At 48.3% G+C, this 22,080-nt stretch carries 17 protein-coding genes and 1 riboswitch; of the genes, 12 read left to right on the top strand and 5 right to left on the bottom strand.

The window, feature by feature from the left end; genetic code table 11:
* Positions 1-35: 35 nt before the first annotated feature.
* Complete coding sequence (locus ACN6MW_RS02560) at positions 36-1,487, top strand: DHA2 family efflux MFS transporter permease subunit (protein WP_419876251.1); 1,452 nt, start codon at positions 36-38, stop codon at positions 1,485-1,487.
* Here the strand turns inward: ACN6MW_RS02560 and ACN6MW_RS02555 are convergent.
* On the bottom strand, positions 1,447-1,668 hold the full coding sequence (locus ACN6MW_RS02555; protein WP_419874084.1) for a hypothetical protein: 222 nt from the start codon (positions 1,666-1,668) through the stop codon (positions 1,447-1,449). The genes ACN6MW_RS02560 and ACN6MW_RS02555 overlap by 41 nt on opposite strands.
* Before the next feature lie 35 nt (positions 1,669-1,703).
* Positions 1,704-1,903: riboswitch (cobalamin riboswitch) on the top strand.
* Between the two features lie 197 nt (positions 1,904-2,100).
* Here ACN6MW_RS02555 and ACN6MW_RS02550 point away from each other — a divergent pair.
* From ACN6MW_RS02550 to ACN6MW_RS02530, 5 genes are all read left to right on the top strand, one after another.
* Entirely contained in the window at positions 2,101-2,895 is a 795-nt protein-coding gene (locus ACN6MW_RS02550; RefSeq protein WP_419874083.1) for a DUF4430 domain-containing protein, read from the top strand.
* The gene (locus ACN6MW_RS02545) at positions 2,892-3,770 is read left to right on the top strand and encodes an energy-coupling factor transporter transmembrane component T (protein ID WP_419874082.1); all 879 of its coding nucleotides are present in this window, start codon (positions 2,892-2,894) and stop codon (positions 3,768-3,770) included. The genes ACN6MW_RS02550 and ACN6MW_RS02545 overlap by 4 nt, the downstream gene beginning before the upstream one ends.
* Entirely contained in the window at positions 3,752-5,404 is a 1,653-nt protein-coding gene (locus ACN6MW_RS02540; protein ID WP_419874081.1) for an ABC transporter ATP-binding protein, read from the top strand. Before ACN6MW_RS02545 ends, ACN6MW_RS02540 begins: the two co-directional genes overlap by 19 nt.
* Entirely contained in the window at positions 5,392-6,078 is a 687-nt protein-coding gene (locus ACN6MW_RS02535) for an ECF transporter S component (protein WP_419874080.1), read from the top strand. The genes ACN6MW_RS02540 and ACN6MW_RS02535 overlap by 13 nt, the downstream gene beginning before the upstream one ends.
* Before the next feature lie 86 nt (positions 6,079-6,164).
* On the top strand, positions 6,165-6,821 hold the full coding sequence (locus ACN6MW_RS02530) for an HNH endonuclease (RefSeq protein WP_419876250.1): 657 nt from the start codon (positions 6,165-6,167) through the stop codon (positions 6,819-6,821).
* Between the two features lie 79 nt (positions 6,822-6,900).
* On the opposite strand, the gene ACN6MW_RS02525 is transcribed toward ACN6MW_RS02530, so the two are convergent.
* A complete protein-coding gene (locus tag ACN6MW_RS02525; RefSeq protein ID WP_419874079.1) occupies positions 6,901-7,905 on the bottom strand; it encodes a LacI family DNA-binding transcriptional regulator in 1,005 nt (334 codons plus the stop codon).
* A 317-nt stretch (positions 7,906-8,222) separates the two neighbouring features.
* Here ACN6MW_RS02525 and ACN6MW_RS02520 point away from each other — a divergent pair, with 317 nt between their 5' ends.
* Entirely contained in the window at positions 8,223-10,766 is a 2,544-nt protein-coding gene (locus tag ACN6MW_RS02520; protein ID WP_419874078.1) for a beta-mannosidase, read from the top strand.
* 224 nt (positions 10,767-10,990) lie between these two features.
* Positions 10,991-12,103 (top strand): histidinol-phosphate transaminase, encoded by a 1,113-nt coding sequence (gene hisC, locus ACN6MW_RS02515; RefSeq protein WP_419874077.1) that lies wholly within the window; start codon positions 10,991-10,993, stop codon positions 12,101-12,103.
* A 78-nt stretch (positions 12,104-12,181) separates the two neighbouring features.
* Here hisC and ACN6MW_RS02510 read toward each other — a convergent pair whose 3' ends face one another.
* Positions 12,182-12,931 (bottom strand): CAP domain-containing protein, encoded by a 750-nt coding sequence (locus ACN6MW_RS02510; RefSeq protein WP_419874076.1) that lies wholly within the window; start codon positions 12,929-12,931, stop codon positions 12,182-12,184.
* A 280-nt stretch (positions 12,932-13,211) separates the two neighbouring features.
* Here ACN6MW_RS02510 and ACN6MW_RS02505 point away from each other — a divergent pair, with 280 nt between their 5' ends.
* Together ACN6MW_RS02505 and ACN6MW_RS02500 are read left to right on the top strand one after the other, a co-directional pair.
* Positions 13,212-13,412, top strand: coding sequence for a cold-shock protein (locus ACN6MW_RS02505; RefSeq protein WP_053377054.1), 201 nt, complete (start codon positions 13,212-13,214; stop codon positions 13,410-13,412).
* 67 nt (positions 13,413-13,479) lie between these two features.
* Positions 13,480-13,710 carry a cold-shock protein gene (locus tag ACN6MW_RS02500; RefSeq protein WP_419874075.1) on the top strand — a complete coding sequence of 77 codons (231 nt, stop codon included), beginning with the start codon at positions 13,480-13,482 and terminating at the stop codon, positions 13,708-13,710.
* A 67-nt stretch (positions 13,711-13,777) separates the two neighbouring features.
* Here the strand turns inward: ACN6MW_RS02500 and fabV are convergent, their stop codons facing one another.
* Both fabV and ACN6MW_RS02490 read right to left on the bottom strand, forming a co-directional pair.
* A complete protein-coding gene (gene fabV, locus ACN6MW_RS02495) occupies positions 13,778-14,968 on the bottom strand; it encodes an enoyl-ACP reductase FabV (protein WP_419874074.1) in 1,191 nt (396 codons plus the stop codon).
* 205 nt (positions 14,969-15,173) lie between these two features.
* Positions 15,174-15,383, bottom strand: coding sequence for an alpha/beta-type small acid-soluble spore protein (locus ACN6MW_RS02490; protein ID WP_364149595.1), 210 nt, complete (start codon positions 15,381-15,383; stop codon positions 15,174-15,176).
* A gap of 132 nt (positions 15,384-15,515) precedes the next feature.
* On the opposite strand from ACN6MW_RS02490, the gene ACN6MW_RS02485 reads away from it, so the two are divergent.
* Both ACN6MW_RS02485 and ACN6MW_RS02480 read left to right on the top strand, forming a co-directional pair.
* Positions 15,516-16,154, top strand: a complete 639-nt coding sequence (locus ACN6MW_RS02485; protein WP_419874073.1) for an ATP-dependent DNA ligase — start codon at positions 15,516-15,518, stop codon at positions 16,152-16,154.
* 449 nt (positions 16,155-16,603) lie between these two features.
* Entirely contained in the window at positions 16,604-22,051 is a 5,448-nt protein-coding gene (locus tag ACN6MW_RS02480) for a LamG-like jellyroll fold domain-containing protein (protein WP_419874072.1), read from the top strand.
* Positions 22,052-22,080 lie beyond the last annotated feature (29 nt).

Here is a 22,080-nt window from a genome sequence, read left to right as displayed (position 1 = left end):
ATAGATATGGGAGAGTGGAATTTTTGCAAGCAACAATGGCAAAATCGCAGCAACAAACGGAACAGACCTATAAAGTATTTCCTATTATGATTTCCTTGCTTTTGGCCGGCTTCGTCGGCATGTTCAGCGAAACGGCTTTAAATGTAGCGCTTAGCGATCTAATTCAAGTTTTTAATATCACTGCGCCAACGGTACAATGGCTGACAACGGGCTATTTGCTCACGCTTGGCATCTTGGTTCCGGTATCGGGCTTACTGCTGCAATGGTTTTCAACGAGGCAGCTGTTTATAGCAGCGGTAAGCTTCTCCGTGCTTGGCACGCTTGTGGCGGCGCTCGCTCCGAGCTTTGATGTGCTCATGGCGGCACGCGTCATTCAAGCCATAGGTACGGCGCTTCTTCTGCCCCTGATGTTTAATACGATACTCATTATTTTCCCTGCCGAGAAGCGGGGAGCGGCGATGGGCATAATCGGGCTCGTCATTATGGTTGCACCTGCGGTAGGACCTACCATAGCCGGACTTCTCATCGAAAATTTAAGCTGGCACTGGATTTTCTGGCTGTCGCTTCCTTTCTTGGTTATAGCCCTTGTTTTTGGGATTTTCTATATGCAAAATGTCTCCACGATTACAAAACCGAAAATCGATGTGTTCTCGCTTGTATTTTCGACCCTAGGCTTCGGCGGCATCGTGTTTGCGTTCAGCAGCGCAGGTGAAGGCGAAGGCGGTTGGGGCAGCGCAAAAGTGATTACCTTTATGATTATCGGCATAGCCGCGCTTATCGTTTTTGCTATCCGTCAGCTGACGATGAAGCAGCCGATGATGAACCTGCGCGCCTTTAAGCATCCGATGTTCATAGTGGGAACGCTGATGGTGTTTATTTGTATGATGGTTATTTTAGCCTCCATGCTCGTTTTACCGATGTATTTGATCAGCGGGCTGGGTCTTAGTGCGCTTACAGCAGGTCTCGTCCTATTGCCGGGGGGACTGATTAATGGTATTTTGTCCCCGATAATGGGCAGCTTGTTTGATAAATTCGGTCCAAAATGGCTCGTTATTCCCGGACTCGTTATCGTAGCAGCCGTACTTTGGTTTTTCTCCGGCATTACGACGGCTTCGACGCTGGCGCTTGTCATCGTGCTTCATTCCTGCCTGATGATCGGAATTTCGATGGTATGGATGCCGTCGCAGACCAATGGTCTGAACCAGCTTCCGCGCGAACTGTATCCGGACGGCACAGCGATTATGAACACGCTGCAGCAGGTAGCGGGTGCCATTGGCACGGCGGTCGCGGTTAGCATTATGACCGCCGGGATGAACAGCTTTATGAAGAATGCCGCTGATCCGGCTGACCCTGCGAATGCGCCTCTCGCAATGACGGCGGGCATACAGGATGCGTTTATGTTCGCGATGGTCGTTGCGGTCATTGGCCTGGTTGTTGCATTTTTCATTAAACGGGTTCATGTAGAAAAGCAAAATAATAAAATATAAAGTTACGAAGCGTTATGATCTCAAAGCCGAACAGGATGGCTATGCCTGCTCGGCTTTTTTTTATTAACCTGAACAACATTGCGGCCGAATCGTACAAATCGACAGCCGCAGCTGATCGCTCAAGCTTCAATTGAGGCAGCACGGGCGATGCCGTTAGCTTGTTGCGATCGCTTATAGACAAACCCCCTTAATCCCGATATGATTGATTAAATAATCGAATATTTGTTAAGAGAAGGTGCAAGCAGAACGGGTTTTTGTTTGCTTAATAGGGAAGTCCGGTATCACGCCGGCGCGGTCCCGCCACTGTATGTGAAGAGCGTTTCTCTCAAAATGCCACTGTCTGACATAAGGATGGGAAGGTAGAGAAACGTGTTGACGCACGAGCCAGGAGACCTGCCTTTTCTTATTTGTTTCTCATTCTTCGGGGGTAAGAATGGAGAGCACAACGTTATGCATTGCGCATGATGTTTATTTTATTTGCAGTTGCAAATCTTTCATTCGATAAGCAGATCCCCTCTGAGCAGGGGATCTTTTTTTTGTTTTGCAGCCCCCAGCGGCATAACGAAGAAGCGTGACCGGTCAAAAAGAATTGAAAAAAGGAAGTAGGAAAGCAATGATGGCAAAGAACAGCAAACGATGGTTATTCAGCTTATTGATAAGCCTGCTGGTAATTGGAGCAATCGTCGGCTGCGCGAATCCGGAAACGAACGGAAATACGGCAAGCGAGCAAACGCAAGCAAGTCAAGCTCCGCAAGAGACAGCTGTTACGGATGATAAAGGCGGCATAGAGCCTAACGGCGGAAGCGATAGCGCGCAACCTGCTGATTCATCCCCGACTCTGGAACCAAAGCCAACGCCCTCTGCGGTCGCGGACAAAGACGAAGATGAAAATCCGGTAAAGGATGCCGCAAGCGAGAAACCCGCTGCGTCCGTGAAACCGGCAAAGCCGACGCTTTCCCCAGTACAGGGCGATCAGCAGGCGACACCTTTGCCAAAGCCGAATGCGTCAGAAAAGCCCGTCCAGACACCGTCTGCCTCACCGGGCGCAACGAAGCAGCCGATTAGTTCGGTTACGATATCGATCGTGGCGGACGAGAAAACGGGCACCGTGCTCGCGGCTACCGCCGTCGAGCTGCAGAAAGACGATACCGTGCTTGAGGTGCTGAAGAGAACGACCCGCAAAAACAAAATCCAAATGGAATACAGAGGCGTAAAGGCGGCTGCTTACATTGAAGGCATTGATAATTTGTATGAATTTGATCTCGGCGCAAAGAGCGGATGGATGTACCGGGTGAACGGCGAGTTTCCAAATAAAAGCGCGGGTGCCTATAAACTCAAGGACGGCGATGTCATTGAATGGCTGTATACCATCGATCTCGGCGAGGATCTGGGAGCTGAGGCAAAATGAACAATGCCTTCTTCTCCACTCATCCCATTACCAGCTTCTGCTATTATGCGGGTGTCATTGCCTTCGGAATGCTGTTATTTCATCCTGTTTTCCTCGTGGCGTCGATTGCGGCGCTTACGGGTATTATTGTCATTCATGGCGAAGGGAAGCGGCTGCTTAAGCTGCTTCCTTATTATGCGCTTATGGGCGGATCGGTTGCCGTTCTTAACCCGCTGTTCTCCCATCGGGGGAGGCATATTCTCTTTTATTTCATGGATCAGCCGGTAACGCTGGAAGCGATTTTGTACGGTGTGACGATGATGCTCTCGTTAATATGCATAATGTTAGCGTTTGTTTCCTTTCAGCAAATCGTAACCACTGACAAATGGATGTATCTGTTCTCGAGGGTCGCGCCGCGCACGTCGCTCCTAACCTCGATGTCGATTCGCTTCGTGCCGCTGTTCCTGCGCAGGCTGGAGCAAATTACGACCGTGCAGCGGATGAAGGGAGTAACCATTCACGAGGGCAGCCTCAAAAAACGCGGCAAGGACGGCATGCTGCTCGTTCGCGTGCTGTTGACCTGGTCCTTGGAAGAGGCGCTTCAGACAGCCGATTCCATGAAAGCGAGAGGGTACGGCTCTGCCAAACGAAGCTCCTACGTAATCTATCGGATGGATCGCAGGGACTGGTATGTGCTCGGATTTTTGATAGTGGCGGGGGCTGCCTGCGTTTGGGGCTGGATGCAGGGTTATGGGGTGCTAACGATCTATCCCCGTCTGGAATCGATGCATTTGAATCAGGGAGAAGGCTTCATCTTTGCTTGCTATTGTGCTTTTTTATTAACGCCAGCGGTTCTTGAAGGAATGGAGAGAAGGACATGGAAGTCATTCGAGTAGATCAACTATCGTTTTATTATCCCGATACGACAACGGCTGCAATCGATAACGTATCCCTAACGGTGAAGCAAGGGGAGTTTGTCGTCTTATGCGGAGCGTCCGGCTGCGGAAAAACAACCTTGCTCCGTCATATGAAACATGAGGCGCAGCCGACGGGAACGCGCTCGGGCACCGTGTTTTTTGACGGCCTGCCGCTTGCGGAGCTGCCTGCGGTAACCGCAGCAGAGCAGATCGGTATGGTTTTTCAAAACCCGGAAAATCAAATCGTTATGGACCGGGTATGGCATGAGCTGGCTTTTTCGATGGAAAATGTCGGTTATGGCCAAGCGGTTATGCGCAAGCGCCTGGCTGAAATGAGCCATTTTTTTGGACTGGAAGATCTGCTGCATAAGTCCGTGCATGAAATATCAGGCGGTCAGAAGCAGCTGATTAACCTCGCTTCCGTACTGCTGCTGCAGCCGAAGCTGCTGCTGCTGGATGAGCCTACCTCACAGCTGGATCCGGTAGCTGCGCGTGATTTTTTGCAGCTTATATACCGCTTGAATCAAGAGATGTCGATGACGGTCATTATTAGCGAGCATCGGCTCGAGGAAGTGATTCCGCTTGCTGACCGAATCGTTATGCTTGACGGCGGAAAGGTCAAATTCGATGCTGCACCCAGAGAACTGTGCCAATTGATCGGCTCCGCCGAAGCGTCAACGGATCTTTCGTATCTGCCGAGCGTGACCAAGCTTTATTTGTCAGCCGAGCCGGTAAGCCCGTCAGGACATGCGAAAGAAATCCCGCTGACCGTACGCGAGGGGAAGCAGTGGTTGGCCGGGTTAGGCGGAATTCAAACGCATCCTCCCGTGCAAGCGGAGGCACTGAGAAACACCCGGAACGACAAGCAGGAGCGGCTGCTCGCCTGTGAGGAGATGACGTTTAAATATGAGAAAGACGGCCCTGAGGTGTTGAAGAAGCTGTCGCTTCACGTATATAAGAATGAGTTTTTGGCGGTAATGGGCGGAAACGGCGCAGGAAAGACGACGATGCTGCAAATGATGGCTGGCTTGCTGAAGCCGCAGCGCGGCAGGCTGAAGAAAGAAAAAGATATAAAGGTCGGCTATTTAGCCCAAAATCCCTTGCTGTATTTTAGCTATGACACAGTCGAGGAGGAGCTTCAGAAGATGGCTGATTATGTGGAGCTTGGCCACGAACGGGAGAATAAAATTAACGGCATAGTGGCAGCCCTGCAAATTGCCGATATTTTGCCCAAGCATCCATATGACCTGAGCGGGGGAGAGCAGCAGAGAACGGCGCTTGCGCTGGTGCTGCTGGGAGAGCCGGATGTCCTATGCTTGGATGAGCCGACAAAAGGAATGGATCCCATAGCCAAGCAGCGGGCAGCCGAGCTGCTGCAGCAATTATGCCGATCAGGCAAAACGATTGTTATGGTTACCCATGATATCGAATTTGCGGCGGAGCATGCATCGCGCTGCGCGATGGTGTTTGACGGCGCGATTTCAGCCGAGGCGGCTCCGGCTCAGTTTTTTGGAAGCAATTATTTTTATACGACAGCCATTAACCGCACGGTGCGCGAGTGGCTGCCCGATGCGCTGACGACCGGGGATGTGATGGATCAATGGGTAAAATAAAGCTCTGGTTTTTAGCCAGCATCGCATTGTTCGTTGCGGCGATGGCGCTGTCCTCCGCTATTACGGATGAGCATTACCTCATGCTGAGCATCGTGCTTCTCTTCGTAACCATGCTTCCTTTTTTTGCGCGGTTCGAGAGAAGGAGCATCGAAGCACGCGAGATTGTTATCCTTGCGGTGCTTGCCGCTATTGCAGCCGTCAGCCGAGTTCCTTTTGCGCCGCTGCCGAGCGTTCAGCCTACATCCTTCGTTATTATAATCGCTGCGATTGTTTTCGGCGCGGAGTCAGGCTTTATCATCGGGGCGATAGCCGCCGTCGTCTCGAATATTTTCCTTGGTCAGGGTCCTTGGACGCCATGGCAAATGTTCTGCTGGGGTATGATAGGGGCCACGGCTGGCTGGCTGCGGCACACATGGCTTATAAAAACAAAAACAGGCTTGCTCGTGTTTGGGTTCGCATGGGGATTTTTGTTTGGATGGATTATGAATGTTTGGTTTATCATCGGCTTGCCGGACACCTTAAGCTGGAAGCTGATTGTTATCGCCTATATACAAAGCTTTTATTTTGATCTGGCGCATGCCTTGTCCAATGTGTTTTTCCTTGCGGTGTTCGGCAGCAGTTGGATCGCGATTTTGCATCGGTTTAAGAGAAAATACGGCCTACTCGAGTCATAGCTTTGGGGAAGCTCCCGCCAGGCCGTAATAAATGCTACAATGGTAGAAAAAACATGAGGGGAAGCAATCGGGCGCTTGGTAAGGGTATGCCCGGAAAACCGATGGATGAAACAGAACCTCTTGCTGTTAAGCTGTGCGCAAGCTGTAAGGAAACGAAGCCGCTCTCCGATTTTTTGCGTCGGACAGGCAGACGCTCCAGCACAGGGTCGCGCCGCGGGGCTTGCCGGGTTTGCCGGAAGGCGAAGGCCGCGGCGGACCCTTTACCTGCTTTAGCCGATCATGAACATAAAGCGATACAAAGAACAGCGCGGGCCAAAAAAACGCGTTCGCAGCCGCCTATGCCGACAATCCCGCTGCCGAATGACTCTGCCGCGCTCAAGCAGACGCGTCAAGGCACGATTTGGATGCGGGGCAAAACGGATAAAGGGCGTCGCTGGTATCAGGAAATAGAGCTGGAGCTTGCAGTCACGCTTGTCGATGAGCATGCTGCCGTTCTAGTAAACCGCCATACGATTCGGCGCTTGTTTAGCAATAAGGAGTTCAGGCGTTATATTTTGGAGAGAGATAACCATACCTGTTATTTTTGCGGCGAATTTGGTGATACGATTGATCATATGCTGCCTCGCGCTAAGGGAGGGCATACGACGCCTTTGAATTGCGTTTGCGCATGTCATGCCTGTAATCAATCCAAAGCGGATCAAGACATGCAGTCATTTATGAAAAGGGAAGACAGCATGACTTAATTGTAGTATTTAGACACAAGAAAAAAAGGTTATTCGTTAAGGCGTTCACCGCTTTAACGAATAACCTTTTTTACATGCATTAATTTCTTACCATAACCTCAGCCTGGATAAGCGTTTTTTCATAGCTGGTGCTTGGATTGAGAATTCGCCAAAGCATTTGATCTACGGCTCGTTTGCCGAGCAGCTCCTTATCAACATTTACGGTTGCCAAAAAGGGAATTTGCGGATGCGTATTGTCAAATCCTGTAAAAACAAGATTTTCAGGTATCTCCATTTCCATATTCCTCATCGTTTCCAAAGCGAATAATGCAATAATATCGTTGGCGCATACGAATACCTCAGGCAACCCATGCTCCAAGATAGCCGCTTTGAATGTATCGTGGAAGTTTTCGATCTCGGGTCCCATAAGCGAGGGGATCTGCTTTAATTCGATAGCATGGTCTTCAAGGGAAGAGCGGAATCCCAGATAACGTTCATAAAAGCTTTGTGCGTCTCTGATGTTACCTATAAACTGATAGTTTTTGTACCCTTTTGAAATAACCGAACTCATAATCTCTCTCATGCTGGATAGGTTATCCGTAAAAATCGAATCGCAATAAAAGCTGGGTTCATAATGATCGACCATCACGACTGGGATGCCTAGTCTTTTGATGTCTAACAAAACAGGAGTCGAAATTGACCCGACGGTTATAATTCCCATGATGGCTTCGGGATTCAATAGAGAGAACATGGAGTCACCCGCAGGTTCGGTTAAGGTTAAAATGTTAATGCCCTTCTGATTAAGCCTCAGGGAAATGCCGTTAAAGACCGGGCCCCAATATAAAGAATCGGTATTTTGATAACGTACATTCGGAAAAAGCACAAGAATCGTGCCTGACCAGCTCCTTGCTTCAATGTCAAGAAGTTCATTTGTAACGGGTGCGGCCTGTGCATCCTTAAAGTATCCGAGCTGTCCTGCCGCTCTTAATATGAGCTCTCTTGTTTGCGGGCTTACGCCTGATTTTCCGGATAATCCTCTTGATACCGCGAATTTGGACAGTCCGGTAAAATCGGCAATAGATTGAATGGTTACTTTACGTTTCATTATTGTCATCCTACCTTATTTTGTTTTTCGTCGTATGTGAAATGATAGCTAATGAAATGGATAATCTGCTTTTTTCGTTTGTAGATTTTCGTTTTGTTATTTTGTTATGTGATCTAATATAACGGGTTTTTTTAACGATTACAAGCGCTTTTAATGAACAATCAAACATATAATAACAATGATAAAATGTTATTTGTAATAACGAATTAAAAACAATTGACCATGTTTGTTTTTGATGATAAATTTGTTATGCATATTGATAACAAAACTAAAGAATAGTTAAGCGATAGGAAGACACATATTTTTAGGAGGACAAAATGAGAGAAACACAACTAGTGCTGGATAATTGGAAATTTAAGGCTTGCCAGGAAAAGGAATGGATGGAGGCAGCCGTGCCGGGCTGCGTACATACGGACTTACTGCGGAATGGCATTATCGAGGATCCTTTTTATGCAACGAACGAGCATGATTTGCAATGGATCGACAAAATAGACTGGGAATATGAAACACAGTTTGATGTCGCTGGTGAGGTGCTGCAGGCTTCTGCATTAGAACTCGTATTCGACGGTTTAGACACATATGCCGATGTCTATTTGAACGGTCAGCATGTGCTTTCAGCCGATAATATGTTCAGAACGTGGAAAGCCGACGTTAAATCGATCGTGACGGCTGCAAATAATCATTTAAGAATAAAATTCCGTTCGCCCGTGCAGGAGGATTTGCCGAAGATCGATAAGCTGGGCTATAATTTGCCTGCTTCAAACGATCAATCCGAGCTGGGCGGATTAGGCGCGCAGAAAATTAGTATTTTTGCAAGAAAAGCGCCTTATCATTACGGCTGGGATTGGGGTCCTCGATTTGTTACGAGCGGCATTTGGCGCGAAGCTAGACTGGTAGGCTGGTCCGAGAGCCGGATCGTAGACGTGCATGTCCAGCAGGACAGCGTAACGGCATCGCAAGCCAGCTTATCTGTCATCATGGAAATCGAGTCCGAGGAATCATGGAGCGGAACCGTAAGAATTAGCGCGGACGGGCAAGTTTGGGAGCAGGAAGCTGCTTTGGAGCAAGGAAGCAGCATCGTAGAAGTGAAAGCGGTTATTGAGCAGCCCAAGCTTTGGTGGAGCAGAGGGCTGGGCGAAGCCCATATGTATACCTTTACGGCAGAGCTGGTCAAGGAAGAAAAGGCTGTCGCGGCGAAATCCGTACGAACCGGCTTGCGGTCCGTCCGCTTAGTGCGCGACAAGGATGAAAAAGGTGCCAGCTTCTATTTCGAGCTGAACGGCGTGCCTGTCTTCGCTAAGGGCGCGAACCATATTCCAAATGACAGCTTTATCACGGATGTAACCGAGGAACGCTATAGGCATGAAATCGCTGCGGCAGCAGAATCAAACATGAATATGCTTCGCGTTTGGGGCGGCGGGATCTACGAGCAATCGGTATTCTACGAACTGTGCGATGAGTACGGCATCATGGTATGGCAGGACTTCATGTTCGCTTGCAGCATGTATCCGGGCGACGAAGCCTTTTTGGAAAATGTTCGGCTTGAAGCCATCGAGAACGTAAAGCGCCTCCGCAATCATCCGTCCATCGTGCTTTGGTGCGGCAATAACGAGATCGATTCGGCATGGGCCGAGTACGATGAAGACGGCGGTTGGGGCTGGAAGAAGGAATATACGAAGGAACAGCGTAAAGTCATCTGGTCTGATTACGAAGCAGTGTTCCATGACATCTTGCCTGAAGCGGTTGCGACATTTGCGCCCGGCACGCAATATTGGCCGTCATCGCCTCTTATCTCGTTGACCGGCGACATTAATCAGCACGCCCATCCGCTCTCCGCAGAAGGAGATATTCATTATTGGGGAGTTTGGCACGCGGTTGAGCCATTTGAGAATTACAATATAAAAGTCGGACGTTTCATGAGCGAATACGGCTTTCAATCCTTCCCTGAATACGATACGGTAATGACCTTTGCCACCGAGCAGGATTTGGCGCTGGATTCGAAAGTGATGCGCGCCCACCAGAAGAACGGCGACGGAAACCGGCTTATTAAAGAATACATGGATATTTACATGAATCAGCCGAAGGATTTCCCTGCATTTCTTTATATGAGCCAAGTCCTGCAAGCGGAAGCGATGAAAATGGCCATTGAAGCCCATCGCCGCAACATGCCTTATTGCATGGGAACGCTCTATTGGCAGATGAACGATTGCTGGCCGGTTGCTTCCTGGGCGGGTATGGATTATTACGGCAAGTGGAAAGCCATGCAATACTATGCGAAAAGAAGCTTCGCCGATACGATGCTTTCATTTGACCGCACGGATGACGGAGTGGTGAACGTACACTTGGTTACCGATTTGCTGACGCCGATTAAAGGCGAGCTTAGCCTAAGGCTTTATGATTTTGCCGGCGCACTTATTAAGGAGACTTCGGCTCTTGTTTCCATGGATGGCAATCATGCAGCCGTAGTCAGCTCGATCAACGAGCAGGAATGGCTGGACGGATACGAAGCAGGCAGCGTTGTGTTGTATGCTGAGCTCGTGCAAAACGGCCTGCTCACGGATAACAAGACTTATTATTTCGCAAAAGCAAAAGACCAGAAGCTAACGGACAGTGTCATTAGCATCACGGAAGTTGAGGGCAGCAACGGCACTGCCTTTACGTTTGCTGCGGATGTTCTCGCCAAGCAGGTATGGGTCACAGCGGAACATGAGGGCAAGTTCTCAGACAACTTCTTTGATCTTATTCCGGGTGTGGCGAAAACGGTACAGTTCACGCACCGAAATGAAGGCGAAGCCGCAGGGAAACGAGCTGCTGCCGGCAAGGTACAGGCTCGTTCCATGATTGATTTTTTGGCTCGCTGAGCTTGTTGCGGATGGTGATTTTAACCCGCAGGTAAAGGTGTATCGCTGCAATGAATTAGCCTTGACGAAACGGTATAGAATTTCAAGCAAAAGGGGCCCCATATAGGATGGGCCTCTTTTGTATTTGTATGCATGACAAATAACATCATTACTTTACCGCGACAAAGGATTAATGTATTATAGTGATAAAGGTTTTTATTCTGTTGATGAAGGTGATTCTATTTATGCAAGAGAATATCGAGGTTCGCGCACGTAAAGCAATCGAGCAGCTAAAGCCGTACTCGCCCGGGAAGCCGATATGGGAGGTGCAGCGCGAGCTGGGTTTGGAGCGGGTAATCAAGCTTGCTTCCAATGAAAATCCATTGGGACCTTCTCCCAAGGCCATATCGGCAATGCAGGCTGCGTTAACGGAGCTTCACAGGTATCCGGATGCTCAAACCTTGGGTTTAAAGCAAACCCTTGCGCTTCATTATGACCTAAGCCCGGAGCAAGTTTTGGTTACGAATGGCGGAGATGAGCTCATCACTCTCGTTTCAGAAGCGTTCTTGGATGCCGATGATGAAATTATCGTCCCTAGCCCAACATTTAGCGAATATGCATTCGGCGCTCAAATCATGAATGCCAAAATTGTCGTTGTTCCATTAAGAACGGACTTTCAATATGATTCGGAGGCGATCCTTGCAGCCGTGACGGATCGTACAAAAATAGTGTATCTATGCTCGCCCAACAATCCGACGGGCACTTTTTTGCCCAAAACGGAGCTGAAGCATATTCTCGACTCGCTTCCCAAGCGGGTGCTTGTTGTGCTTGATGCCGCATACAGTCACTATGTTACAGCCGAGGAATATTCCGACGGAACTGAATTTGTCCGGGCAGGCTATCCGCTGGTTGTATTAAAAACTTTTTCCAAAATATACGGTCTTGCCGGCGTAAGGATCGGTTTCGGCATTTCACAGCGATCGATCATCCAAAGCATTTTGAAGGTTAAGGAGCCGTTTAACGTTAACGCATTGGCTCAAACGGCGGCTGCAGCGGCGGTGGGTGACGAAGAGCATGTGCGGCGGTCACAAACGCTTGTTTTTACGGAGCGGGAGCGATTGTACAAGGCTTTTGATACGATGGGCATCAGCTATACGGAGAGCATGAGCAATTTTGTGCTTATGGAAGCGGGGGAGAAGTCGGGTATTATATATGAAGAATTAATGGCTAGAGGCATTATCGTCCGGCACGGAAAAACATGGGGATTGCCGCATCATTTGCGGATTACGATCGGAACGCCCGAAGAGAATGAATATTTCCTTTCTGCGCTAAACGATATTTTGGAAGCCATAGCTTAAAAAGAGCAGCCTGTCCGGGAAAAATCCTGAACAGGCTGCTTTAATTATCATGAAGCTTCTTGCGTTATTAACATTTGTTTAGCCGGTAAATTCTTGTACCCATGAGCCGTTAAAATGAGCGACACCTATTTTTGAGAAGCTATTGTTCAAAATGTTGGCTCTATGCCCCGGGCTGTTCATCCAATCGCTCATGACACGCTCTGCAGTCGGCTGGCCTTTGGCGATATTTTCGCCAGCATAGCTGTAAGTAATGCCAAATTGCTTCATCATATCGAAAGGGGAACCGTAAGTCGGCGAATTATGGTCAAAGTAATTATTGTTGGCCATATCCTTTGCCTTTACCATAGCCATATTCGCAAGCGGGCCATCCATGCTTAAAGCGCCTAAGCCTGCTTTGGACCGCTCGGCATTGACGAGCTGAAGAACCTGTTTTTCGAAATCGCCGACGGCAGCGTTTTGTCCGCCCGGATTTGGATTAGCCGGGTTTTGAGGAGCCGGTTTCTGAGTTGTGGGATTTTGCGTATTTGGGTTCTGTGCCGGCGGCTGCTGAACGACCGGATACCGCGTTGCCGGATTTTGGACTTGAATATCGCCAAAAATCCAATCCGGGAAAGTGAATTGCGAACCTTTCATCGATGATAACGGTTTTGCCGCATTTGGCGTAGTGATGGATGATGCACGCGTAATAAGAGGCGCAGCGGTAACTACAGGCGTTTTGATTCGATTGTAATCAAGGGCATTTTGTTTGTGTACGGTGTTTGGAGTCGTATCGGCGGCCGAACAGCCTGTCACAACTAATAATGCCGCGATTGCAATGTACTTTTTCATTTAAGGACACCTCGGTTATTAGGATAAGTGCTTGCCACGCCTTTTATAATCTCCCGACACCTTAGCTGTTATCCCGTGTAAAAATAAATGTTTATGGATTTTGCTTGATCACTTGCTTATTCCAAAAGCCTATGGTATATTGTTAATACAAATAACAAATTTTAACCTTGAATTCACATATTGAAAAGGGTTGTCATTTGTATAATGATACTTTTCTCAATGTGTGATTTTTAGTTTTTCTGGAAAAAACATGTTAAAAAAATTATTGGAGGTTTTTATAATGGAACAAGGTACAGTGAAATGGTTTAACGCAGAAAAAGGTTTTGGTTTTATCGAAGTAGAAGGCGGCAATGACGTATTCGTTCATTTCTCCGCTATTCAAGGCGAAGGCTTCAAATCCCTTGACGAAGGTCAACGCGTTGAGTTCAACGTAACTCAAGGCAACCGTGGACCACAAGCAGAAAACGTTGTAAAACTGTAGTATTTACAGTTCGAGAGTCCTTAACAAAAGTTAAGGGCTCTTTTTTATTACAAAGGAGGATTAATCAATGTATTTTCGCAGAAAATCGTTAGAAGATCATCCTCAAGAAAACACAATCATCTGGACTTGCGGGAACGAAAGTTGTACAGGCTGGATACGCGATGACTTTGCATTCGATCATGTGCCAGCGTGCTTTCAGTGTCATTCTGCCATGGTTAGAAGCGAGAAGATGCTTATCTCGTTAAACAATTCGAATAAAGACATGAAGTCTCTAAAACCTGGTAAATTAATTTCCTAAGCACATCATGAAAAACAGCAAAAAGGCCGTTGTTTCGGATTCTCGAAACAACGGCCTTTTTTCATTTTTAACGAAGGTTCGTGATATTTACTTCCGGATTAACGTCTGCTTCATAATCAATGCCGTCGGTTTCAAAGCCGAACAGCTGGAAAAATTCCCTGCGGTAACCTTCAAGATCAGAAAGGTTATAAACATTTTCGGTAGAAAGCTTAGCCCAAACCTCCGCTACCTCCGCCTGAATCTCTGGTCTCATTTCCCAATCATCGACACGGATCAACCCTTTTTCATCGACAAGCGTTTCGTTCTTTCCGTACAGACGCTCGGAGAAGAGACGGTACATTTGCTCGATACAGCCCTCGTGAATGCCTTTTTCCTTCATCACTTTGTAAAGCGCTGAGATGTAGAGCGGCACAACGGGAATAGCCGAGCTGGATTGTGTCACCAGAGCTTTGTTGACGGACACGAAGGCGCGGCCGCCGTTTGTGCTGAGCTGCTCATTCAAGCGCTTAGCGGTTGCTTCCAAATCATTTTTCGCGGCGCCGATCGTCCCTTCACGATATACCGCATGAGTAATTTCGGGTCCGATATAGGAATAGGCAACGGTCGTTGCGCCTTCAGCAAGCGCGCCCGCTTGTACCAGCTCGTCGATCCACATTTGCCAATCCTCGCCGCCCATAACGGCAATCGTTTGGCGAAGCTCGTCCTCGGTTGCAGGCTCGATCGTAGCTTGCGATACCTCTCCGCTGTGGAAGTTAACGGTTTTGTTCGTATACGTGCCGCCAAGCGGTTTAATGACGGATGAGAAGGTCTCGCCCGTTTTTGGATGCGTACGGCGTGGGGAAGCGACGCTGTACACGACAAGGTCGATTTGACCGAGCTCTGTGCGAATCAGGTCAATCGTTTTTGCTTTGATCTCATCAGAGAAGGCATCTCCCACGATACTGAAGGATTTGCGGCCCGCAGCAGCGGCAGCTTCCTCAAACGCCGCGGAATTGTACCAGCCGGCAGAAGCAGTACGAGCGCCTTCTGCAGCTTTGTCGAAGTAGACGCCAATCGTGTTAGCGCCTGCTGCGAATGAGGAAACGATACGTGAAGCAAGGCCGTAGCCTGTCGAGGCGCCGATTACTAATACGTTGCGGGGGCCTGTGATGCTCGGCTGCGCGTTAACGTAATCAATTTGGCGCTTCACCTGCTCAGCGCAGCCCTCCGGATGAGCAGTCGTGCAAATGAAACCGCGTGTTTTCGGTTGAATAATCATATTAGAATATTCCTTTCTTTAATGGAATTTGCAATGATGCGTTATGTAACGGGACAACTCTATCCCATTTTACCGACTTTTGCAGCAGAAGGGAAGTTCTTGGCCTGCAGCAATAGTATTTATTTGCTTGGAATCATAGGATTTGCCATAAACAAATAAGCGCCAAGATAGCAGCTCTGCTTCTTGGCGCTTATTTATGCGGAAATTATCGACGACCTGAGATCTGCTGCTCTGCCATTTGAACGAGCCGGCGAGTAATCAAACCGCCGATGGAGCCCATATCGCGCGTAGTCATATTGCCGTAGTAGCCGTCTTGCGGAAGTTGAATGCCAAGCTCTTGGGCAGCTTCAAATTTAAGCTGCTCCAGCGCTGCGCGTGCTTGGGGTACAAGAAGTTGATTTGTCCGGTTTGCCATCTTTTCTCAGCCTCCTTCTTGAGATTATTATGCATAAGCAACCAGGAGATTATTCACCATATCCACCTTAATTTACCGCCGATTTTCGGAGTAGGTTCATGCTAAAATGGATACACGGAAGGAGGTGCCGGTATGTTTGTGAAGCCTATGCTTTTAACCGAGCACGATAAGCCTTTTGACGACGACAATTATCTGTTTGAGCCGCTCATTGACGGACACCGTTTGCAGCTATCCTTTATTGGAGGCAAGCCGAAACTATATACCAGGCACAGCAATGAAGTGACGAGTCAATATCCTGAGTTACATAATGTACCTTTGCGAGAGCCAGCCGATGTTTTGTTCGACGGCGAGGTGGCTTATGTAAATCCAGCTACGGGTGCTTTTGAGTTCCATACCCTTCAAGAACGCTACCGCATGAAAAAAGAACCGAGAATCCGTGATGCGAAACGTTCGATGCCCGTATTATTTTTTGTGTTTGACCTTTTATATTACAACGGTGTGGATCTAAGACAGCATCCGCTGCTCGAGCGCAAGCAGCTGCTTAGCTATATTTTGGAGGACAACGATTATTTCAAAAAGATGCTGTATATCGAGCGGGAAGGCTCGGCTTTGTACGAGCTTGTGAAAAACTCCGATTTAGAGGGCGTTGCCTGCAAGCGCAAGGATAGTACTTACTCCGAAGGCCGTAAGGACAGCTGGCTTAAGGTAAGGAATGCGGAATATAAAAACTTAGCAATGAATGCAAATCGGGAAAGCTTTTTTGTTTCATAGCCCGTAATTTATTAATGGAAATATTAATTTATTCTTAGACTGTTAATGACGAGGATACGACTTGAAAAGGACCTTGCCGGCTTTTGCCGAACGGGTCCTTTTTTCTGTTTCTGAGCGTATGAACCCACATGAGAATGCTTGTAAATCAGCTAATACTGCTAAGTTTTGGATGTTTTTTTGAGAATTTTCTATTGACGTTATGCAGGCGGTGTCGGTACAATATAATCGTTAACATTATTGGTAATCGGTTAATAATTATATTTTCCTTGTTGTTATTAATGTTCAGCTCATGAGTAAGACTGAGATTTTTTTTGATACAAATGAAAGCGCTTATCTAACATTCGGCACAGTGAAATGAGGTGGGAGAGAAGAGAAAGGATTTATGAGATAAAGACATGTATGTCCTAAGGATTATCAACGCTAATTGGAGACGAAAGGGGTTATACGAGGTGAATAAATCATTAAACAAATGGGTCGCCATGGCCCTCACAGCTGTCATGCTAGTCCCTGGTCAGCTCGTTATGGCTACAGGCGGGAGCGCGGAAGCCGAGCCTGCCGTCAAAGAAAACACATTGCAAAATATCATAAAGTCGGATATATATGGCCACTGGGCGGAAAAGGATTTTAATTCCTGGTATGAGAAGCAGTTGATTAAAGGTTATGGAGACGGGAATTTTAAGCCAAATCAAGCGATTAGCCGTGCGGAGTTTATGACGCTGATCAATCGGGTTTTTAATTTCGTGGAGGAAAAAGAGGTATCTTTCTCTGATCTTACCTCATCCAGCTCATTTTATACCGAAGTAAAGAAAGCGGTTGCAGCAGGTTATTTATCCGGCTACAGTGACGGAACCATTCGGCCGAACGCGCCGATAACCCGTCAGGAGGCTGCCGTTATTTTATTTAGAGCCTTCCAAATGAAAGAGTCAGGGACAGATGAGATCGTACTTACCGATACAGCTGGCCTGCCGGCATGGAGCAAGGAGGCCGTAGAAACCTTTGTAAGCGAAGGATATATTACTGGCTATGACGATCATACCTTTAGGCCTGCCAATAAAATCACAAGAGCGGAGGCGCTTCGGCTTGTGAACAACATCTCGGGTGAGATATTGACCCAAGAGGGAACGTATACCAGCCTTAAAAGCAAAAACGTGATCATCAACAAAGCGAATATTACGTTGAAGGATACGGTAATCGAAGGCAATCTCTACTTAACCGAAGGCATTGCGGAAGGGGATGTCACTCTCGACAAAGTAACCGTGAAAGGCAGCATTCAGGTGAACGGGGGCGGACAGAACAGCATTAAAGTTAACGATTCGGATATCGCGCAGATTTTTGTAGATAAGAAAAACGGGAAGCTGCGGATTTTGACGCAAGGCACGACTGCAGTCGGCCAAGTATTCGTCTTATCCGGCGTTAAGTTAGAGGAAGAAGCGTCATCGACCGGCACGGGCTTCAGCAAGGTTATTATCGACCAAGCAGCAGGTACCAATGCAACGATTGCGCTTGCGGGCAATTTTGATGAGGTTGAAGTTTCCGCGTTAACTTCTCTGACGATCCAAGTATTAAAAGGCATCATCAGCAAAATGATTTTAGAGCAGAAGGCTTCCTTGCATGTTGATGAAGCTGCTGAAATCAAGGATATCGTCATTCAAGTGGACGGTAAAATCAAGGTTACGGGCAGCGGGAAGGTGTCCAGCGATTCGCAAAACGGAACGAAGCTGGATCGCGATTCAACACCGGCTGTTCCTAGCCAAATGCCGGCGCCTACGGCCGTGCCGACAGTCACGCCGATTCCTACGGCTACGCCTGCACCAACGGCATCACCGGCTCCCGTATTTCAGAACGTATCTGTACATGATCCGTCGGTCGTTAAAGTTGATGGCACTTATTATGTATTCGGCTCGCATTTGGCTGCTGCCAAATCGACGGATCTTATGAGCTGGTCATTAATAGATTCCGGCGTGACCGAAACGAATAAATTGTTTAAAAGCGCAGAGAGCGATGTCAAAAAAGAGCTGGCTGAAGCGCTCGGATGGGCAGAAACCGATACGCTGTGGGCTGCTGACGTTATTCAATTGGCAGACGGCAAGTTCTACATGTACTACAACGCATGTAAAGGGGATCAACCGCTTTCCGCATTGGGCGTGGCGGTAGCGGATAACATTGAAGGCCCATACGTCAATAAAGGGATTTTCCTGAAGTCAGGCAAGGGCATCAGTGCAGACGGTACAGCTTATAACGGCACACAGCATCCGAATACGGTGGACCCGGATACCTTCTTTGATAAAGAAGGCAAGCTGTGGATGGTATACGGGTCTTACTCCGGAGGCATATTCATTCTTCAAATGGATTCGGAAACCGGCTTCCCGTTAGCGAATCAAGGCCATGGCAAACGTCTGATGGGACAAAACCACAGCCGGATCGAAGCTCCGTACATTCAATATAATCCGTCTAACGGCTACTATTATTTATTCGTTACGTTTGGCGGCCTGGATGCGATCGGGGGCTACAATATGCGGATATCCCGTTCCTTGAACCCAGATGGACCCTATGTCGACTATGAAGGGCAGGATATGATCGATGCCCATGGATCAACAGGCACATTTTTTGAGGATACGGCCATTGCGCCCTACGGCGTGAAGGCATTCGGCAACTTTATTTTCAGCAACCTCAACGGGGAAACAAACTTCCCAACCTACGGTTATGTATCTGCGGGGCATAACTCGACCTATTATGACGAGGCGACGGGCAAGTGGTTTAACATTTTCCACAGCCGATTCCCGTTCCGCGGGGAGGGCCATGAGGTTCGCGTGCATCAGATGTTCGTGAATCAGGACGGTTGGCCGGTAGTCGCTCCGCACCGTTACGGCGGGGAGACGATCGCTAAAATTACGGAAAGCGATGTCGTAGGCGCTTACCACTATATTAAGCATGGAAAAGAGATTACGAAGGATATTAAGCCTTCTGTTTATGTCAAGCTTCTGGCAGACGGTACGGTTGCGGGAGCTGTGACTGGCTCATGGGAAATCGAAGGCGATTATTTTGCCAAGCTTACCGTAAATGAAACGGTTGATAACCAAGCAGTGCAAACGACGTACAAAGGCGTGTTTATCCGTCAATGGGATCCTACCTCGGAAGCTTATGTCATGGCTTTCAGCGCTTTGTCGGGCGAAGGCATTTCGGTGTGGGGCAGCCAGCTGGAACAGCTGTCTGATCAAGAGATGGTGACGAATGCTGCCAATATATTGACGATTGGCGATACGAGCCGGGTGTATAAGGATATCGTGCTTCCCGCTAAGGCTGCAAGCAATTGGCCGATTACTTGGGAATCCTCCAATTCTGCTGTGGTAAGCTCCAGCGGGGCGGTCACGCGTCCGGATGCGGGCGACGGAAATGCTGAGATCCTACTTACGGCTACTATTCATATAGGAAGCGCCACAGCAAACAAGACGTTTACGGTTAACGTACAGAAGCAAAGCGATGATGCTTTAGCTGACGGATTGGTTGCGCAATACGATTTTGAGGATACTTTGAATGAAGCTGCTGACAGGTCCGATACCGGAGTGGTAACGGGCAATCGAATTAATAATACGGGCGGGGAAATCGCTTATGTTGAAGGATCGAGCGGAAAAGGCAAGGCGGTAAGCTTAAACGGCTCGACAGGCGTGCGTTTGCCGGACGGTTTGATTTCTACGAATGAATATACGGTGTCTATGTGGCTTAATCCGGTGGAGGCAGCAAACCTTGCCCCTGCCTTCTTCGGCGCCCAAACGGAGGAAAGCTGGATCAGCTTCTTGCCGAGAGGCCATGATTTCGCGACAAATAATACGATGCTCTGGGCAGGTACGGCATGGTTTGATGCCTCGACCGGTATGAAAATAAACTTGGGCGAATGGACGCATGTCGCTTTTACCGTTCAGAACGGTGCAACCAAGGTATATATCAATGGCGTTCAAAAATATAGCGGAACGGGCATGACAAACATTTTTAACAACAAACAAAGCGTGTTTGCGCTTGGCGTCAATTATTGGGATACGCCTTATAAAGGCCTGATCGATGAAGTTCGTATTTATGAAATGGCGTTGAATGCCGAAAAAATCGGTTGGCTGGCATTTGGTGAGCCGGATTCTTCCGTGTTCGTTGATGACATTCAATTTGGGGCTCCCCAGAAGACGTTAGCGGTGGGCACGAATTATACGCCAGAAACGACTATTCTGCCTGTGAACGCCGCGAATAAAACGGTGATTTGGTCATCGGATGATTCCGGCATAGCTGCCGTTGATGAAGCAACAGGACAGGTAACAGGAGTTGCGATTGGAACGGCTACAATTACGGCTGCGGCAGCGGATGACGGACATCATACCGCTTCCTATACGGTCCATGTAACCGATGGCGATTTGGCGCATTACGCTTTCGAGAGCAATCTCGCCGATTCGTTGGACCGCGCGCCAGCCGGATTGATAACTGGCAACCGTATTAATAACATGGGCGGGAACATCACATACGAGACCGGCATTGCGGGGGCGGCGGCCGTACTGGACGGAAGTTCGGGCATACGGCTGCCGGACGGAATAATTAACGGGAATGTATATTCCGTATCCATGTGGCTGAACCCGGCTGAGGCAACAAACTTTGCGGCTGCTTTCTTTGGGTCCCGCACGAACGAAAGCTGGATCAGCCTTGTACCGAGAGGTCCGGGCAATCATGATACGATGCTTTGGTCGGGAACTGCTTGGTATGACGCCAGCGCCGGGCTGAAGATCAATCTTGGTCAATGGACGCATGTCGCGTTTACCGTAAATAACGGAACGGCCAAGGTTTATGTCAACGGTGTCCAAAAGTTTTCCGGAACGGGCTTTCCGAACGTGTTTACGAATGAGAGCGGTGTATTCGGGATTGGTGTTAACTATTGGGATACGCCTTACAAAGGCTTAGTGGATGAGCTAAAAATCTACAACAAGGCGCTCACGGCTCAACAGGTGGCTGCTGATTTTTCAATCGGTAACATGGTTTCGCTTAATCTTGACGCAAAATCGCTGAAAGTAGGCGAGCAAGTAACTTTAACGGCGAATCGCCCTGTTACATGGGGCTCTAGCAACGAGGCCGCAGCTGTCGTTGATTCTAACGGAACGGTGACCGCAGTATCCGCCGGGAATGCCGTAATTACTGCTGCATCGATTTCAGATTCCACTCAAAAAGCGACCGCTTCGATTACGGTAACCGAAGCTTCGTCAGGCTTCGATGAAGCTGACGGCTTGCTCATCAAGCTGGATTTTGACGGCAACGTTAACGACAGCAGCGGAAACAACAAAAACGCAGTGGTCAAAAATAACCGGGTAGAATATGTTGCCGGCCGATCGGCTAATAATCAAGCCGCTCAATTTTTGAAGGCGGAAAGCGGTTCGGCATTTGACAATATTCCGGTAAAGCTGCCGGATAACCTCATTTCTGGCGATCAAGCCTACACGGTGGCGGCATGGGTGAAATGGAACGGCGCTGCACAAAGCTGGGCGCAGGCCTGGTCGAGTATTTATTTTAGCGATACGTTTGTGGCTGCGAATAGTCCCTTGAATTATTATTTAAATTTAGGATTGAACGGTACAAACCAGTTGTTTATCAGTCAGCCTGTAGCAACAACCAGCAACCCGTTGCCAGTCGGCGAATGGGCCCATGTGGCGATGACGGTAGTGCCTGGCGGGAAAACAACGCTATATTTAAACGGTATCCAGGCAGCTCAAGCCGATTCCGACATCAGAACAACGCAGGGCTTTAACGAGCATTTTATCGGAGGGAACTTCTGGGATCAGAACTTTAACGGTGCTATGGATGAATTCCGGATGTATGGAAAAGCATTGAGCTCAGATGAGGTATCGATTTTGGCGGGAGCCGCAAATTAAAAATAAAAACGGCATGCCGGTCATCAAAT

Origin of the sequence: Pristimantibacillus sp. PTI5, from assembly GCF_048572955.1 — a bacterium.
In the GTDB taxonomy this organism is placed as follows: domain Bacteria; phylum Bacillota; class Bacilli; order Paenibacillales; family Paenibacillaceae; genus Pristimantibacillus.
This window is presented reverse-complemented; position numbering and strand designations above follow the sequence as displayed.

Bases quoted from the DNA above. Each gene is read 5' to 3' on its own strand.
- ACN6MW_RS02560 (WP_419876251.1), top strand. From the start codon at position 36: ATGGCAAAATCGCAGCAACAAACGGAACAGACCTATAAAGTATTTCCT.
- ACN6MW_RS02550 (WP_419874083.1), top strand. From the start codon at position 2,101: ATGATGGCAAAGAACAGCAAACGATGGTTATTCAGCTTATTGATAAGC.
- ACN6MW_RS02545 (WP_419874082.1), top strand. From the start codon at position 2,892: ATGAACAATGCCTTCTTCTCCACTCATCCCATTACCAGCTTCTGCTAT.
- ACN6MW_RS02540 (WP_419874081.1), top strand. From the start codon at position 3,752: ATGGAAGTCATTCGAGTAGATCAACTATCGTTTTATTATCCCGATACG.
- ACN6MW_RS02535 (WP_419874080.1), top strand. From the start codon at position 5,392: ATGGGTAAAATAAAGCTCTGGTTTTTAGCCAGCATCGCATTGTTCGTT.
- ACN6MW_RS02530 (WP_419876250.1), top strand. From the start codon at position 6,165: ATGCCCGGAAAACCGATGGATGAAACAGAACCTCTTGCTGTTAAGCTG.
- ACN6MW_RS02525 (WP_419874079.1), bottom strand. From the start codon at position 7,905: ATGAAACGTAAAGTAACCATTCAATCTATTGCCGATTTTACCGGACTG.
- ACN6MW_RS02520 (WP_419874078.1), top strand. From the start codon at position 8,223: ATGAGAGAAACACAACTAGTGCTGGATAATTGGAAATTTAAGGCTTGC.
- hisC (WP_419874077.1), top strand. From the start codon at position 10,991: ATGCAAGAGAATATCGAGGTTCGCGCACGTAAAGCAATCGAGCAGCTA.
- ACN6MW_RS02510 (WP_419874076.1), bottom strand. From the start codon at position 12,931: ATGAAAAAGTACATTGCAATCGCGGCATTATTAGTTGTGACAGGCTGT.
- ACN6MW_RS02505 (WP_053377054.1), top strand. From the start codon at position 13,212: ATGGAACAAGGTACAGTGAAATGGTTTAACGCAGAAAAAGGTTTTGGT.
- ACN6MW_RS02500 (WP_419874075.1), top strand. From the start codon at position 13,480: ATGTATTTTCGCAGAAAATCGTTAGAAGATCATCCTCAAGAAAACACA.
- fabV (WP_419874074.1), bottom strand. From the start codon at position 14,968: ATGATTATTCAACCGAAAACACGCGGTTTCATTTGCACGACTGCTCAT.
- ACN6MW_RS02490 (WP_364149595.1), bottom strand. From the start codon at position 15,383: ATGGCAAACCGGACAAATCAACTTCTTGTACCCCAAGCACGCGCAGCG.
- ACN6MW_RS02485 (WP_419874073.1), top strand. From the start codon at position 15,516: ATGTTTGTGAAGCCTATGCTTTTAACCGAGCACGATAAGCCTTTTGAC.